The sequence below is a fragment of the Streptococcus sp. P25B114 genome (assembly GCF_053010325.1).
Genome location: NZ_JBRKNW010000018.1, coordinates 21,927 through 37,275 on the forward strand (window position 1 = coordinate 21,927; position 15,349 = coordinate 37,275).

The 15,349-nt window shown below is 45.2% G+C and carries 13 protein-coding genes and 7 tRNA genes; all 20 read right to left on the bottom strand.

Annotated features, from left to right (window positions below; genetic code table 11):
• Positions 1 to 4: 4 nt before the first annotated feature.
• The gene (gene purN / locus ACVC7T_RS08840) at positions 5 to 556 is read right to left on the bottom strand and encodes a phosphoribosylglycinamide formyltransferase (RefSeq protein WP_105160527.1); all 552 of its coding nucleotides are present in this window, start codon (positions 554 to 556) and stop codon (positions 5 to 7) included.
• Entirely contained in the window at positions 553 to 1,572 is a 1,020-nt protein-coding gene (gene purM, locus ACVC7T_RS08845; RefSeq protein WP_105160528.1) for a phosphoribosylformylglycinamidine cyclo-ligase, read from the bottom strand. The genes purN and purM overlap by 4 nt, the downstream gene beginning before the upstream one ends.
• 18 nt (positions 1,573 to 1,590) lie before the next feature.
• On the bottom strand, positions 1,591 to 3,045 hold the full coding sequence (purF, locus tag ACVC7T_RS08850; protein WP_105160529.1) for an amidophosphoribosyltransferase: 1,455 nt from the start codon (positions 3,043 to 3,045) through the stop codon (positions 1,591 to 1,593).
• A 2-nt stretch (positions 3,046 to 3,047) separates the two neighbouring features.
• Positions 3,048 to 6,767, bottom strand: coding sequence for a phosphoribosylformylglycinamidine synthase (locus tag ACVC7T_RS08855; protein ID WP_447262817.1), 3,720 nt, complete (start codon positions 6,765 to 6,767; stop codon positions 3,048 to 3,050).
• Positions 6,768 to 6,779: 12 nt separating this feature from the next.
• Positions 6,780 to 7,487, bottom strand: coding sequence for a phosphoribosylaminoimidazolesuccinocarboxamide synthase (gene purC / locus ACVC7T_RS08860; RefSeq protein WP_447262818.1), 708 nt, complete (start codon positions 7,485 to 7,487; stop codon positions 6,780 to 6,782).
• A gap of 117 nt (positions 7,488 to 7,604) precedes the next feature.
• Complete coding sequence (locus ACVC7T_RS08865) at positions 7,605 to 7,853, bottom strand: phosphopantetheine-binding protein (protein ID WP_447262819.1); 249 nt, start codon at positions 7,851 to 7,853, stop codon at positions 7,605 to 7,607.
• Entirely contained in the window at positions 7,846 to 8,853 is a 1,008-nt protein-coding gene (plsX, locus tag ACVC7T_RS08870; RefSeq protein ID WP_257117262.1) for a phosphate acyltransferase PlsX, read from the bottom strand. The genes ACVC7T_RS08865 and plsX overlap by 8 nt, the downstream gene beginning before the upstream one ends.
• A complete protein-coding gene (recO, locus tag ACVC7T_RS08875) occupies positions 8,850 to 9,626 on the bottom strand; it encodes a DNA repair protein RecO (protein WP_394732124.1) in 777 nt (258 codons plus the stop codon). Before recO ends, plsX begins: the two co-directional genes overlap by 4 nt.
• Complete coding sequence (locus ACVC7T_RS08880) at positions 9,613 to 10,791, bottom strand: pyridoxal phosphate-dependent aminotransferase (protein ID WP_447262820.1); 1,179 nt, start codon at positions 10,789 to 10,791, stop codon at positions 9,613 to 9,615. The genes recO and ACVC7T_RS08880 overlap by 14 nt, the downstream gene beginning before the upstream one ends.
• A 95-nt stretch (positions 10,792 to 10,886) precedes the next feature.
• Positions 10,887 to 11,852, bottom strand: a complete 966-nt coding sequence (locus tag ACVC7T_RS08885; RefSeq protein WP_105122067.1) for a ribose-phosphate diphosphokinase — start codon at positions 11,850 to 11,852, stop codon at positions 10,887 to 10,889.
• Between the two features lie 97 nt (positions 11,853 to 11,949).
• Positions 11,950 to 13,203: a peptidoglycan hydrolase PcsB gene (gene pcsB, locus ACVC7T_RS08890; protein ID WP_105122066.1), complete on the bottom strand. Its 1,254-nt coding sequence runs from the start codon at positions 13,201 to 13,203 to the stop codon at positions 11,950 to 11,952.
• 84 nt (positions 13,204 to 13,287) lie between these two features.
• Positions 13,288 to 13,803 carry a rod shape-determining protein MreD gene (mreD, locus tag ACVC7T_RS08895; protein ID WP_172059551.1) on the bottom strand — a complete coding sequence of 172 codons (516 nt, stop codon included), beginning with the start codon at positions 13,801 to 13,803 and terminating at the stop codon, positions 13,288 to 13,290.
• Between the two features lies 1 nt (position 13,804).
• A complete protein-coding gene (gene mreC, locus ACVC7T_RS08900) occupies positions 13,805 to 14,623 on the bottom strand; it encodes a rod shape-determining protein MreC (RefSeq protein WP_167785859.1) in 819 nt (272 codons plus the stop codon).
• A gap of 58 nt (positions 14,624 to 14,681) precedes the next feature.
• Positions 14,682 to 14,769, bottom strand: a tRNA-Ser gene (locus ACVC7T_RS08905).
• A gap of 16 nt (positions 14,770 to 14,785) precedes the next feature.
• Positions 14,786 to 14,859 (bottom strand) — tRNA-Ile (locus ACVC7T_RS08910).
• Positions 14,860 to 14,876: 17 nt separating this feature from the next.
• Positions 14,877 to 14,949 (bottom strand) — tRNA-Phe (locus ACVC7T_RS08915).
• 3 nt (positions 14,950 to 14,952) lie between these two features.
• Positions 14,953 to 15,042 (bottom strand) — tRNA-Ser (locus ACVC7T_RS08920).
• 7 nt (positions 15,043 to 15,049) lie between these two features.
• Positions 15,050 to 15,123: transfer RNA gene (locus ACVC7T_RS08925), tRNA-Ile, on the bottom strand.
• A 17-nt stretch (positions 15,124 to 15,140) separates the two neighbouring features.
• Positions 15,141 to 15,214 (bottom strand) — tRNA-Met (locus tag ACVC7T_RS08930).
• A 9-nt stretch (positions 15,215 to 15,223) separates the two neighbouring features.
• Positions 15,224 to 15,297, bottom strand: a tRNA-Pro gene (locus ACVC7T_RS08935).
• Positions 15,298 to 15,349 lie beyond the last annotated feature (52 nt).

Consider the following 15,349-nt stretch of genomic DNA (forward strand, 5'->3'; position numbering starts at 1 on the left):
CTCCTTATTTTTTCACTGCCCCCAACTCCTCCAAAACTGCTGGATAGAGTTGGTACTCCGCTTCATGTATTCTGGCTTCAAAGGTTTCTAAGCTATCATCAGCCAGCCTTGGAACTCGGACTTGCTGGATAATTTGTCCTGTGTCAACGCCGCTATCAACCCAGTGAACAGTCACGCCACTTTCTGCCACACCTGCATTCCAAGCATCTTCAATCCCATGGGCTCCTGGAAATTCAGGCAGATAAGCCGGGTGGATATTGATGATACGACCTTCATATTGAGCTAACAAGGTCGGTCCCACAATCTTCATATAGCCTGCCAAGACCATCAAGTCAATCTGGTGCTGGTCTAAGAGTTGGATGAGGGCTTCTTCGTAAGCCTGCTTATCCGCAAACTCTTTTAATTCAAAAGTAAAGGCTGGCACACCAAGTTTTTCAGCCCGTTCCAAGACATAGGCATTTCTGTGGTCTGAAAAGACAAAGACAACTTCAAACTGCTCTGCGATGACTTGAAAATTGGAACCGTTGCCTGATGCAAACACTGCTATTCGTTTCATTTGATGACCACGCTCTTGTCTTCCTTAGTGATAATGCGGCCGATTTCATAGACTTCTTCGCCTACCAATTCACGGACTTTCTCCACCTGCTCTGGACTGACAGCCAGTACCAGACCGATACCCATATTGAAGATTTCAAACATTTCTTCATGTTTGATCTGGCCGTATGTTTCAAGGGCTGTAAAGATTGGAAGGACTGGAATCTTATCTTCCTCAATTTCAGCTGCAAGATTGCCTGCAAACATACGGGGAATATTTTCAATGAAACCACCGCCTGTGATGTGGGCAATGCCGTTGACCAGCCCTGCTTTTACCAGAGGCAACACCTGCTGGACATAGATACGGGTCGGCTCTAAGAGAACATCCTTCAGAGCTCTGCCATTGAGCTCTGGTAACAGAGCATCGCCAGAAACATCCGCAAATACACGACGGACTAGGGAATAACCGTTGGAGTGGATGCCGCTGGAAGCTAGGCCGAGGAGAATGTCGCCTTCCTTGACCTTGCTGCCATCAATAATCTGAGACTTCTCCGCAATGCCGACGGCAAAGCCAGCCAGGTCATAGTCATCCTCGCCGTACATACCAGGCATTTCAGCTGTTTCACCGCCAATCAAGCCACAACCAGCTTGGACACAGCCTTCCGCAACGCCAGCAACTACTTGCTCCAGCTTGGCTGGCTCATTTTTTCCAGTCGCGATGTAGTCGAGGAAGTAAAGCGGCTCCGCACCTGCTGCGATGATGTCGTTGACGCACATAGCCACGCAGTCCTGACCAATGGTGTCGTGCTTGTCGTACTGGATAGCTAGCATGAGCTTGGTTCCCACGCCATCTGTCCCAGATACCAAGACTGGCTCTTTGACGTCTAATTGCGTCAAATCAAACATGCCACCAAAACCACCGATGGCCCCCATGACACCTAGTCGTTCAGTACGGGCTACATGCTTTTTAATCCGCTCAACCACTTCGTAGCCAGCTTCGACGTCAACGCCCGACTGGGCATAAGCATTTTTTGACATATCAATCTTCCTTCTTAATTATTTGACCTTTTCGATGTAAAAACTTGTCTGTTCTTCTAAACTACGCAAATATTCTTCCTCATAGTCATAAAGAGGCGTTGGATACTCACCATCAAAATAAGCTACACAAAGTCCTCCATTGGGAGCATCTGTGTCAATACCGATGGCTTCAATCATCCCCTCAAGAGAAAGATAGGTCAGGCTATCTGCTCCAATAATCTCACAGACTTCCTCAACGGTGTGGTTGGCTGAAATCAGCTCCCGACGGGTCTGAATATCAATACCATAGAAACACGGGTACTTGAGCTCTGGACTGCCGATTGCCACATGGACTTCTGCTGCCCCTGCCTCTCGCAAGAGCTGAACAATCCGCCGGCTAGTCGTTCCACGCACGATGGAATCGTCAATCATGACCACACGTTTGCCCTTAACAACCCCAGAAACAGCAGACAACTTCATGCGAACTCCCTGCTCACGGAGCTCCTGGGTTGGTTGGATAAAGGTACGCTGAGTGTACTGATTTTTCACCAAACCCATCTCATTTGGCAGGCCAGATTCTTCAGCAAAACCCATAGCAGCGCTGAGAGAAGAATTTGGCACACCGACCACAATGTCGGCTTCATGTTGAAATTCCTGCGCTAAGCGTTTGCCCATATTTTTTCGTGCCGTGTGGACATTGACTCCATGAATAGTCGAATCAGGGCGGGCAAAGTAGACATATTCCATCGAACAGATCGCCAATTGGGTATCACTTGTGTAACTATCATAGTGGATACCCACATCATCTATGATGACAATCTCTCCAGGTTCGACATCCCGTACCCACTCAGCTCCAACTACTTCAAAGGCACAAGTTTCGCTGGCAATAACCCAGGCTCCATTTTTCATCTTCCCGATAGATAGGGGACGAAAGCCATTTGGATCCAAGGCCGCAATCAACTTGTCCTCTGTCATCAAGAGATAGGCAAAGCCTCCCTTGACAATGCTCAAAGCCTCCTTGACCTTGCCCATAAAATTTGGATTGTGGCTGCGACGAATCAGATGCATGAGGATTTCAGTATCTGACGAGGCGTTGAAAATAGCACCTTGCGCTTCCAATTCTTTTCTCAGAGAAATTGCATTGGTCAAGTTCCCATTATGGGCTAATCCAAAAGCTTCATCATGAAATTTATAAAGAAAGGGTTGGATATTTCGAATGTCAGCTGAACCAGCTGTGGCATATCGAACATGTCCGATTGCCGCATTCCCTTTTAACCCTTCCAAATCAGCTGGATTTTTAAAAACTTCAGATAAGAGTCCTGTAGCTCGATGTCCATAAAGCGTTCCCTGATTGTTCGAAACAATCCCTGCCCCTTCTTGTCCTCGGTGCTGCAAGCTATGCAGACCAAAATAGGTCACCTGAGCAGCCTGCGGATGTCCCCAAATGCCGAAAACACCGCATTCTTCGTTGAGTGATTTAACTTCGTATGTCATAGTTATTTTCCTGTAAAATAGCGAACTGCTGAAACAAAGAGACCTTGGTCTTTCTTACCTGGAATATTTTGGAAAAGACCGTCCTCGTACCGCTCCGAGTGTCCCATTTTCCCGATAATCTGACCATTTCGACTGGTGATGCCTTCAATAGCATGGCTAGAACCATTTGGATTGTACTTAGAATCCATGCTTGGCTGACCAGTAAAGTCAACGTATTGGCTGAAAATCTGCCCATTGTCCCGCAAGACAGCGAATTCTTCATCCGTCACGACAAATTTTCCTTCCCCGTGTGAAACTGGGATAGCGTGAATGTCACCGACTTGGACACCTGCCAACCACGGTGAGTTGACATTAGCAATCCGCGTTTCCACCATTTTAGCAACGTGTTGGTTGGCATCGTTGTAGAAGAGGGTCGGACTGGTTTCACCCGCCTCCTCAAAGTTTCCATAAGGTAGCAAGCCCGATTTGACAAGGGCCTGGAAGCCATTACAGATACCGATGATGAGGCCACCTTTTTCGATGAAACGGTCAATAGCAGAGCGGACCTTGGCGTTTCGTAAGATAGTCACGATAAACTTAGCAGACCCGTCTGGTTCATCCGCAGCGGAGAATCCACCTGCGAAGAAGAGAATGTTGGCCTTGTCAATATTGTCAACCATGGTGTCCACAGACTGTTCAATGCTCTCTGCATCCAAGGTCACAAATGGAACAAGATTGACTTTTGCACCAGCCTGTTCAAAGGCTTTGGCGGAGTCGTATTCTGAGTTGGTACCTGGGAAAACTGGAATGTAAACTACAGGCACTTCAACGGTTTCCTTGGCTTGCACAACTGAAACACTGGCAAGAGCTGGAACTTCTTGTAGTTCTGTATCCTGTTCAAATTCTGTTGGATAAACTTCTTCTAGTTTGCCTTCAAAGGCTACCTGCAAGTCTAGTCCAGCCAGGTTGACACCGTTGACAAGAAGTGTAAAGTCTGTGGTGGTTTGTCCAATCTTCACAGCATCTGGAATGTCTTCTTGCGATGTGAAGACAAAGCCACCAAGTTGACCTGTCAAGCTGGTTTCAAGGTCTGCAAGCTCAACTCTTGCTCCGACTTGGTTACCAAAGGACATAAGGGCTAGACTTTCTAGAACTCCTCCATACTTGACTGCACTAGCAGCCGTAATCGCATAATCGCTCTGCCATTTTTCAAAAGTCTCAAAATTAGACTTGATCAAGGCAAAATCAATGTCTTCTGACAAGACTTGGCCTGGTAGGTAATAGATGTGCTCACCAGCCGCCTTGAACTCAGGCGAGAGAACCTTGCGACTGTCTGCCGTGGTCACACCAAAGGCAACCAGGGTCGGTGGAACTATCAAGTCCTCAAAGGTACCAGACATGGAGTCCTTGCCACCGATAGACGGCAAGCCAAGCTGGATCTGAGCCTCGATAGATCCCAGTAGTGCTGCTACTGGCTGACCGAAACGCTCTGCCTGCTTGTCCATGCGCTGGAAATACTCCTGGTAGGAGAAGCGAGCCTTGGACCAGTTGGCACCTATTGCCACCAAGCGAGCTGTCGCTTCGATGACTGCATAGGCTGCTCCGTGGTAAGGTGACCAGTCTGCCAGATAAGGATGATAGCCCTGAGCCATGACAGAAGCCGTGGTCGTCACACCCTGCTGGACAGGCAACTTCTGCACAGAGCTTTCTGTCGGTGTTAACTGGTGGCGACCTCCGAGTGGGTGGTTGACGGTTGAACGACCAACAGATGAGTCGAAAATGGTCTGCAAACCTTTTTGACTAGTATGATTGAGGTCTGACAGAAGTTCTTTCAAGTCTTCTTGTAGTGTTTGGGCAGATGTTGTACGTGTTTCTGGTAGATTGACAGGACTGTCAACAACCTTAGCATCCACCACCACGCGCACACCGTTGGTGTCAAGGAAGGAACGCTCCAAATCGACAATGGTTTGTCCATTCCAAGTCATGACGAGGTTTGGTTTTTCAGTCACTTTGGCTACGACAACCGCATGGATATTTTCCTCACGGCAGGCTGCGATGAAGGTTTCCACATCTTGAGGACGGACAACGACGCTCATCCGCTCTTGTGATTCAGAAATGGCAATTTCCGTTCCGTTCAAGCCTGCATACTTGAGTGGAACCTTGTCCAAGTCGATTTCAAGACCGTCTGCCAGTTCTCCAATAGCTACGCAGACCCCACCTGCACCGAAGTCATTGGATTTTTTAATCAAGCGAGTCACGTCACCATTGCGGAACAAGCGTTGGATTTTGCGTTCTTCAATAGCGTTTCCTTTTTGGACTTCCGCACCAGCTGTTTCCACAGACTCGACTGTTTGAACCTTGGATGAGCCTGTTGCCCCGCCGATACCATCGCGACCGGTTTTGCCTCCCAGTAGGATGACCACATCGCCTGCGACTGGTTTTTCACGGACCACATTTTCCTTTGGAGCGGCACCGACCACGGCACCAAGTTCCATCCGTTTAGCGATAAAGCCTGGGTGGAAATACTCACGCACATAGGTGGTCGCCAGACCAATTTGGTTTCCGTATGAAGAATAACCATGCGCCGCTGTTTTTGAAATGATTTGCTGTGGCAATTTCCCTGAGCGAGTAGCTGTCAGAGGTTGGGTAATATCACCTGCACCTGAAATTCGCATGGCCTGATAAACATAGGAACGACCTGACAAGGGATCACGAATGGCTCCACCGATACAGGTTGCGGCACCACCGAAAGGTTCGATTTCTGTTGGGTGATTGTGGGTTTCATTCTTGAACATAAGGAGCCATGGCTCTTTTACACCATCCACATCCACTTCAATTTCCACCGAGCAGGCATTGATTTCATCTGACACTTCCATATCATCCAGACGACCATTTGCTCGCTCATAACGGCCAAAAATCGTCGCCATATCCATGAGCGTCTGTGGCTTATCTGTCCGACCCAACTCAGTTCGCATAGCAAGATACTTGTCATAAGTCGCCTGCAATTGCTTGTGGAATTTTGAGGCTGAAAAGTCAATAGACTTTAGCTCCGTTTCAAATGTCGTATGACGGCAGTGGTCACTCCAGTAAGTATCCAAGACCTTGAGTTCTGTCTCAGTTGGCACACGACCGATTGACTTGAAATAGTCCTGAATGAAGAGCAAGTCTTCCACTTCCATAGCCAAGCCAGCCTCACGCTTGTAAGCTGCAAAATCATCCGCTCCGTAGCTAGCAAAAAAGTCTAGGGTCGGAATAGTAGCATCCGACACCGAAAACTCCTGAGCCACCAAAGGAGCATTCAAATCCTTGAAACGCGAATCCACAGGATTGAGCAAATAATTCTTGATAGCAGCCAACTCTTCTTCCTGCACATCACCGTTCAAGATGTAAAGTTGCCCTGTATTGACACGCACCTCCTGGCGACTGCCCAACAAGAGAAGGGCCTCCTGACTGCTTGCAGCCCGCTGGTCAAACTGACCAGGCAAAGCCTCAATAGCAAAATAAACCGCGTCTTCCAAGCCCAGTTCCGCTTCCGACAAGACCTTGTCCGTCACCTGCTCAGTAAAGATGTGCTTGATGGCCTGCTCTAACAAGTCCTCCTCAAGATTGAAAACATCGTAAACCTGCACTAACCGCAAACTTGACAGGCTTGTCAACTGCAAATTATGGGTCAACTCCTTACGAAGAACCTCCGCCTTAATCTGAAAATCCGCCTTCTTCTCAACAAAAATCCGCTTCGCCATTTTTTCCAATCCTTATTTCACTTCCTGTAACTTTGCCAATACGACCTCGTAAACCTCGGTCAAATCCCCGAGACCCCGACGAAAAACATCCTTGTCCAGATGATTACCATCCGCATCCCACAGACGGCAATTGTCCGGCGAAAATTCATCCGCCAATAGAATATGACCATCCTTGTCATAGCCAAATTCTAGTTTAAAATCGACCAAGCGCAGACCAATCTGAGCAAACAAATCCTTCAAGAAATCGTTGATTTTCCGCGTTTCTGCCTTGATATAGGCAAGGTCCTCCGCACTTGCTAAATCCAGAAAAGCAACGTGTTCGTCATTGATAAAAGGATCATCTAAGTCATCGTTTTTATAGTAAAATTCTACAATCGGCGTCGCAAGTTCTATCCCTTCTTCCACCCCAAAGCGTTTGGAAAAAGAACCAGCCGTGATATTGCGCAATACCACTTCCAGCGGAATAATGTCTACCTTTTTATTGAGCTGCTCGGTATCAGACAGGCGTTTGATAAAGTGGGTTGCAATTCCTGCAGCCTCCATCTTTTCAAAAATCAAGGAAGAAATCAGATTGTTGAGTCGCCCCTTGCCAACTACCTCTTCTTTCTTCCCACCATTAAAAGCCGTTGCCTGATCCTTGTAAACCGCCACAATTTGCTGGTCATCCGTCGTTGCGTAAATATCCTTAGCTTTTCCTGAATAGATAAGGTCTGTTTTCATGAAAATGTTCGCCTTTCGTAAGATATACTAGTCTTTCACTCTATCTTATCAAATAATATTCGTCAATTCAAAAAATAACCTAATCATTTACAAAAAATAAAGAAAAACGCCCGTAAACTACGAACATTTTTGTTTTTCATCATAAATAAAATCTGCTATATCAGCCAAGGTCTCGAATCGCTCAATGGCAGCATCTGGCACGTCGACACCAAATTCATCTTCCAAATTAAGAACAAATTCCATGACCTCAACTGAATCTTGGGCAATATTGTCCATCAAGGAAGAATCAGGCTGGACAAGAAAGTCCTCTCCCTTCTCCTCTTGAATCATCTCCACAATCTTCTGATAAACTTGCTCTCTAGTCATGATTGTTCTCCACTGGTGAAAATTTGGCCACTGATTTTTCTACTATATTGGCATCCAAAATCTGACGAACCTGCTTTATCGTATAGAAAATAGCTGTTGCATCGCTAGACCCGTGTGCCTTAATAACCGGAGCTTTGAGTCCTAATAAGACCGCACCGCCTGCTGTCTTGTAATCCAAGGCTCCTAGAGCCTTCTTCAAGGTCGGTTTGAGCAAGAGACCACCGATTTTGGCTAGGAAACTACCTGATTTGATAGCACCTGTTAACTGACCGACGATAGACTTAGCCGTTCCTTCAACTGTTTTCAATACAGCGTTTCCCGTGAAACCATCGGTCACAACCACATCAGCAACGCCGTTGAGCAACTCACGCGCCTCCACATTGCCGATAAAGTTGATAGACGGTTCCTGACTGAGAAGAGCAAAAGCCTCTTGATGCACAGGTGTTCCCTTTGTTTCCTCCGTACCATTGTTCAAGAGAGCCACGCGCGGATTCTTGACCCCACGCACATGCTCTGCGTAGAAGGAGCCCATAATCCCATACTGATAGAGGTGATGGGCTGTATTTTCTGCATTGGCCCCCAAATCCATCATATCAAATCCCTTGCCATCCATAGTCGGCAGAGTGGACATGAGTCCGGGACGATCAATATTCTTAATACGACCGACAACAAAGACACCTGCCGCCAGAAGAGCCCCCGTATTTCCAGCTGATAGCACTGCATCCGCCTGCCCATCCTTAACAGCCTGAGTCGCCAAAACCATAGAAGAGTTTTTCTTGCGACGAATAGCTCGAACTGGTTCATCATCCGAATTGATTTTCTCATCCGTATGGATAATGGTCACTCGCTCCGACGCTGTCAAATAGGGCTTGATTTTAGCCTCATCCCCATAGAGCTGAATTTCAATATCCGAAAATTCCTTGAGGGCCTGATTAACCCCTTCAATGACCGCCTGAGGGGCATGGTCCCCACCCATAGCATCTACTGCAATACGTTTCATTCGTTTTCCTCATTTTCTTTCTTCATAATCTGCCCCCAAGACGACAAATCATCGATAAATTTCTTGGACTTCAAGTGAATACCGACATATTCCTCATAGAGCTGGTCGATAAAGAGCCGCAACTTCCGTTTCATGTCCGGCTTGATCGAAATGGTTTCTAAATCATCAAAAGAAATGGCCTGAAATTGGTCCAGCAAGTAGGGCACATTGGGGTCCAGATGAGCCCTTCGTTCATCCTTATGATAATGTTGCGGACAGAGAACGCCACTGTATTGATAGGAATAGTCAAAAGGCAGACCAACTCGGTGACAAAAAGCACACTCGTGAAAATTAAGCCCAATTCCAAACCGCTCCAGCAGTTGAATTTCAAAAATATTGGTCAAAATCTCATAGTCCAAGCCCGATTCCATCAAATCCAAAGTCTTAACCAAAAAGGCAAAGAGCGGCGCATCATGAATCCTATCCTGCAAGGCAGCATCCGCCAAGGCCATCAAATAAGTTGCGTAGCTGAGCTTGAAAATATCCCCATTGATTTCCTTGAAGAGCTGAACCTGATGAAAATCCTCGATGTAGCACAGACCCTCTTCATTGATTTTGACAATAAAATCCGCATAGGTCAAGGGCTGAATAGCCGCAACCAGCTTGGACTTAGAGGCATGTTTCACGAAAAACATCCGCTTGCCAGCCTGTTCCGTAAAAATCTTGACCAACTTGTCGTCTTCTCGGTAATTGCGATTATAAAGGACTAATCCCCTTGTCTCAATTCGCTCCATTTTCTTCTAAAAACTCTTTTAAACGGACCATGGCTGTTTGGATAGACTCCATGCTGGCTGCATAGGAAATCCGCACATAGCCCTCACCATATTGACCGAAAGCCGCACCCGGAATAAAGGCCACCGCCTTTTTCTGGGCAAATTCCTGTAAGAAGCTAAAGGAATCTTGACTATAGCCCGCAGGAATTTTCGCAAAAATGTAAAAGGCGCCATCTGGCTTGATAATCTTAAAGCCCAACTCCGTCATCTTCTCGATAATATAATCCCGACGCTTGATGTACTCCGCTCGCATCGGTAGAGCATCATCCTTACCATTTTTCAAAGCCTCAACCGCACCGTACTGCATAGCTGTCGATGCCGCTGTCACCAAGTACTGGTGGCTCTTGATAATCTGCGTAATAATAGGAGCCTGACTCATAATCAAACCAATCCGCCATCCCGTCATAGCATGGGATTTGGACAGACCTTGAATGAGAATGGTTTGCTCAGGCAAAAACTCCGCAATCGACGTATGAGGCTGACCTGTGTAGGTCAATTCCGCATAAACCTCATCAGACAAGACAAAGATTGGGTATTTGCGCAAAACGTCCGCAAAGGCCGCAATCTGTTCACGTGAATAGGTCACACCAGTCGGATTAGCAGGATAGTTGAGAATGACCGCCTTGAGCTTGTCTCCCTGCTCGATAATGGCTTGTTCCAGCATCTCTGGTGTCAATACAAAATCATTGGCCGTCGTATCAATTTCCACAATATCTGCCCCGACCATATTAACAATCGGCTCATAACCAGGATAAGCTGGCGCAGGCAAGAGCACCGTATCTCCAGCTTCTAAGATAGCCACCAAGCTAGCCGACAAAGCCTCTGTCGCTCCAATAGTTGACAGGATTTCTGTTTCTGGATTGTAGGACAGATTGTACTTTTCAAATACAAATTCCGCTGCCGCCTGACGCAATTCCAAAAGACCTGCCATACCAGTATAATAACTCTTGTTGTCATCAATGGCCGCCTTAGCCGCTTCCTTGACATGGTCTGGCGTCGTAAAATCAGGCTCGCCCAGCGTTAATTTCAAAACTCCAGGAATATGAGAAATCGACTGATCAAACTGACGAATCATAGACACTTCAATTCGATTGAGATTTTTATTAAAACGATCTAATAAATTCATACATTCACCTCAAAAAGATATAGGTTTATTATAATACATTTCCAGCAGAATGAACAGAAAAAAAGAAGAGAAGCTTGCGCTCCCCTTTACCCTCATTATCTTTTATGTGATTCAAACAGCGGTGACAGCGGACGTTTTTCATGGATACGAATAATCGCTTCCGCCAACAAATGCGCTATAGAAATCTGCTCAATCTTATCAATCAAACGGTCTTGTGGAATCTCAATGGTATCCAAGACAACCAGTTTCTCTATGGCTGACTTACTGATATTATCCATAGCAGGTCCAGACAAGACAGGGTGGGTACAAGATGCATAGACAGCTGTTGCACCAGCTTCGGCCAGAGCATCTGCCGCATGGCAAATTGTTCCTGCCGTATCAATCATATCATCAATCAAGATACAGGTCTTGCCCTTAATATCACCGATGATATTCATAACCTCAGAAGTATTCATCTTATCGACACTACGGCGCTTATCAATAATGGCAATCGGTGTTTTCAAGAATTGGGCCAACTTCCGTGCACGGGTCACACCACCATGGTCTGGAGATACAACCACATAACCATCTCCCATCATGCCACGACGCTCAAAATAATCTGCAATCAAAGGCGCACCCATCAAATGGTCGACCGGAATATCAAAGAAACCTTGAATTTGTGCCGCATGGAGGTCAATGGTCAAGAGACGATTTACACCTGCGGTCTCTAACATATTAGCTACTAGTTTTGACGTAATTGGCTCACGAGAACGAGCCTTACGGTCCTGGCGTGCATAACCATAGTATGGCACCACAACGTTAACTGACTCAGCAGAAGCCCTCTTCAAGGCATCTACCATAATTAAAATCTCCATCAAGTTATCATTTACAGGAGAACTTGTTGATTGAAGGATGTACACATGGCTACCACGAATCGATTCTTCGATATTTACCTGGATTTCACCATCAGAAAATTGACGAACACTTGACTTCCCTAAAGGAATTCCCATTTCTTTTGCTACTTCAGCTGCAAGCTTTTGATTGGATGATAAAGCAAACAACATTAAGTCAGAAAACGCCATGACTGCCTCCTAAAAATTTCTACTTATCTATTTTAAACCTTTTTTCTCCATTTTTCAAATAAAAATAGAACGCCTCCAATAGACGTCCTATGAAATTTTAATTTGGATAAATGTAGCCAGCAATTCCTGAGGAGCTAGCATTAAACCAGCCACGGAAATTACTTACATAACGATTACCGTTAAAGTTTGATTCCATTACCTGAATTTCAGATCCATTTACAGCTGTTACTACTGCAACGTGACCATAGTAAGAATTGGTCCATACTGCAACTGCGCCAACTTGTGGTGTCGAACCAGTTCTGAAACCAGCTGCAGCTGCAGAACCAAGCCATTGACCACCATTACCCCAGTAGTTTCCTACCCAAGGAGCAATCTGTTTAACACCCCATGTACATTCACCTACAGGATAAGTATTACCTGCAGAGTAAGTAACAACTGGTGTGGCAACCGTTGTCGCTTCAGCAGCCGGTGTAGCTGCCGCAACTGCTGGAGCAGGAGCCGGTGTAGCTTCCTGTGCTTGAGCTGGCGTCTCTGCCGCAGGAGTCGCAGGAGCTGGTGTGGCAGCTGCAACAGTATTAGAAATAACTGGCGCTACAGCCTGTCTTTGTTTAGCCGCAAGCTCAGCTTGACGAGCCTGATAAGCTGCTTGCTCTTCAGCCGCCTTACGCGCTGCTTCTTCAGCTGCTGCTTTTTGAGCAAGCAAAGATGCTTTTTCATTTTCAGCAGTTGCTTTTTCAGCAGCCAAGTTCAATTGAGCTGCTTTCAAAGATGCTTCTTGTGTTTTCAACTCAACCGCTGCATCTTCTAATTTTTGCTTGTTAGCATATACAACGTTAATCGCTTCTTGGTTAGCGATTTGTTTTTCTTCAATAGCTTCTTTATCTAATTTTTGTTGTTCCAACATACGTTTGTTTGCCGAAACAATTTCACGCATAGCGTTAACACGAGATACTGCATCAACGAGCGATTTTGAATCCAATACAGTATTGATATAGCTAGTTGCAGAACCATTTACTTGAGCACTACGAGCTTGCTCTTTTAAGACACCATCACGTGAAACAATATCCGCAGACAGACGCTCAATTTCAGCGCTCAATTGAGCAGATTCTTCTTCTAACCGTTCATTTTCTGCATTCAATGCATCCTGTTCTGCATAGATGGCATTGACTTTTCCTTGAAGTGCTTCAACCTCTGCTTGTGCTGAAGCTTGTTGAGCTGCAATCGAATTTATTTTCTCATCTTGAGCGGCAATTTTACTATCAGTATCATTTGCACTGATTGTCGCTACATTACCTACTTGAGAAAGAACGATCGTGCTCAAAAATAGTGTAGCAATTACTTGTTTCTTCATATTGCAAGATACTCCTCTATACTTTCTGACTTCTATTATTCTATCACAAAAAATGCGCCCTAATATTACGCGTTTATTACACTTTTATGTCTTAACTGTGATGGAAAAAAATCGGCCTAGCCATGGATAAATAAATATAAAAATCAGAGTATTGATAATCAGAGTTGGAAGTAAATGATAGAAGAGAAAAATGAAAATAGACAGATGAGATAAGCTAAACACTCGTGCCAAAAGAAAGCCAATCATTTCAAAAAAGAAAATCATGACAAACTGCATCATAAGCAAGGTCCCAAATTTCCAAGATAACTTATCACTAAAATAATAAACGAAATACAAGAGAACTGGGAATAATACCGTAGCTACACCAATAAGATCTAAGTAATAAATATCAAAAAGAAAACCTAAAATAGCCACTGGAAGAACTGTCTGAGAAAAACGACATTGCAAACTAACATACAAGGCATAGAAAAAAAGAAGATAGGAACTCGCTGACAAAAATCCCGGTAAAAAATTTGTATACAAGAGGGCTAGTTGCCCATCCAATAGAAAAATAAGCACAGATAAACTTAGGAGTAGAATAGGAAACCATTTATTTCTCATATTATTTACCAACCATTAACACCGAATATAGATTGGAAAAATCAGCCGCAGGTGAGACAAATACAGATTTTTCACTGCTACTTGCATTTTCCTGCACAGACTGAACCTTCCCCACTGGCAGATTTGCCGGCACAGTTCCACCAAAATCGCTCGTCACAACCTGACTCCCTACCTTTATCTCCCTTTCTTCATTCAACTGCGAAATGATAAAGCTATTTGATTCAACATCATAACCAGATAGAATACCATAAACCGAGTCAGATCCCAGAATAATCTTGACGGGCACTTTTAACTCAAAAGAGTCATTCGTAAACAAGGAAACTACTGAACTAGTCGACGTCATATCTGAAACAAAGCCAATCAAACCATTATTTGACAATACCAAACTGTTTAAGGTTATTCCATCATTTTCCCCCATATCGACCGTTAGGGTCTGGTTCCAAGCCATTGGCGAACGAGAAACAACCATAGCAGCTGTAAAATCTAAGCTAGAATACTCCTCCTTCATAGCAAGATTCTTTCTCAAGTTTTCGTTTTCTTTCACCAAACTTTCATTCTGTGATTGAACATTGCCAAGTGCCATAATTGAAGACTTAAGGTCACTATTTTCATCGTAACTGGCAAATAAGTCTTCTACAATATTCTTCTGTCGCGCTAAGGATTGAAAAGGCCAACCAACAAACCTATGAACAGTTGAAAGTCCATTAGTAACGACTGAAAATCCATTAAATATATTGACCCTCGTCGAAAGAAAAAGCAAAGAAAACGATATAATTACAACTGAAAGAGCGTATAAGAGATAGCGAAAAAATTTATTCATGACTGTCACCCAATTTGTGTAAAATAAAAAGAGATTATCTAACGATATCTCTTTACTACGGAGAATAAGGGATTCGAACCCTTGCGCCAGTTACCCGACCTAACGATTTAGCAAACCGTCCTCTTCAGCCTCTTGAGTAATTCTCCTTAATAACGAATGAAATGGGCACGAGTGGAATCGAACCACCGACCTCACGCTTATCAGGCGTGCGCTCTAACCATCTGAGCTACGCGCCCAAGATGATCTTGGGTAATGGCGCGAGACGGAATCGAACCGCCGACACATGGAGCTTCAATCCATTGCTCTACCAACTGAGCTACCGAGCCAAAAGGAGGATGTGGGATTCGAACCCACGCACGCTTTTACACGCCTGACGGTTTTCAAGACCGTTCCCTTCAGCCGGACTTGGGTAATCCTCCATGAATATGGACCTTGTAGGACTTGAACCTACGACCGCTCGGTTATGAGCCGAGAGCTCTAACCAGCTGAGCTAAAGGTCCAGCAAACAAGATAAAAATAGCGGCGAAGGGGATCGAACCCCCGACCTCCCGGGTATGAACCGGACGCTCTAGCCAGCTGAGCTACACCGCCAAAATAATATCGGGAAGACAGGATTCGAACCTGCGACACCTTGGTCCCAAACCAAGTACTCTACCAAGCTGAGCTACTTCCCGTTATCACTAAAAATAAAGCTCCCCTAATGAAGCATTAAGCGAGTCATGCACC

What these genes read in the sequence shown, in the direction of transcription:
- purN (WP_105160527.1), bottom strand. Translation starts at nt 556, where the DNA reads ATGAAACGAATAGCAGTGTTTGCATCAGGCAACGGTTCCAATTTTCAA.
- purM (WP_105160528.1), bottom strand. Translation starts at nt 1,572, where the DNA reads ATGTCAAAAAATGCTTATGCCCAGTCGGGCGTTGACGTCGAAGCTGGC.
- purF (WP_105160529.1), bottom strand. Translation starts at nt 3,045, where the DNA reads ATGACATACGAAGTTAAATCACTCAACGAAGAATGCGGTGTTTTCGGC.
- ACVC7T_RS08855 (WP_447262817.1), bottom strand. Translation starts at nt 6,767, where the DNA reads ATGGCGAAGCGGATTTTTGTTGAGAAGAAGGCGGATTTTCAGATTAAG.
- purC (WP_447262818.1), bottom strand. Translation starts at nt 7,487, where the DNA reads ATGAAAACAGACCTTATCTATTCAGGAAAAGCTAAGGATATTTACGCA.
- ACVC7T_RS08865 (WP_447262819.1), bottom strand. Translation starts at nt 7,853, where the DNA reads ATGACTAGAGAGCAAGTTTATCAGAAGATTGTGGAGATGATTCAAGAG.
- plsX (WP_257117262.1), bottom strand. Translation starts at nt 8,853, where the DNA reads ATGAAACGTATTGCAGTAGATGCTATGGGTGGGGACCATGCCCCTCAG.
- recO (WP_394732124.1), bottom strand. Translation starts at nt 9,626, where the DNA reads ATGGAGCGAATTGAGACAAGGGGATTAGTCCTTTATAATCGCAATTAC.
- ACVC7T_RS08880 (WP_447262820.1), bottom strand. Translation starts at nt 10,791, where the DNA reads ATGAATTTATTAGATCGTTTTAATAAAAATCTCAATCGAATTGAAGTG.
- ACVC7T_RS08885 (WP_105122067.1), bottom strand. Translation starts at nt 11,852, where the DNA reads ATGGCGTTTTCTGACTTAATGTTGTTTGCTTTATCATCCAATCAAAAG.
- pcsB (WP_105122066.1), bottom strand. Translation starts at nt 13,203, where the DNA reads ATGAAGAAACAAGTAATTGCTACACTATTTTTGAGCACGATCGTTCTT.
- mreD (WP_172059551.1), bottom strand. Translation starts at nt 13,803, where the DNA reads ATGAGAAATAAATGGTTTCCTATTCTACTCCTAAGTTTATCTGTGCTT.
- mreC (WP_167785859.1), bottom strand. Translation starts at nt 14,623, where the DNA reads ATGAATAAATTTTTTCGCTATCTCTTATACGCTCTTTCAGTTGTAATT.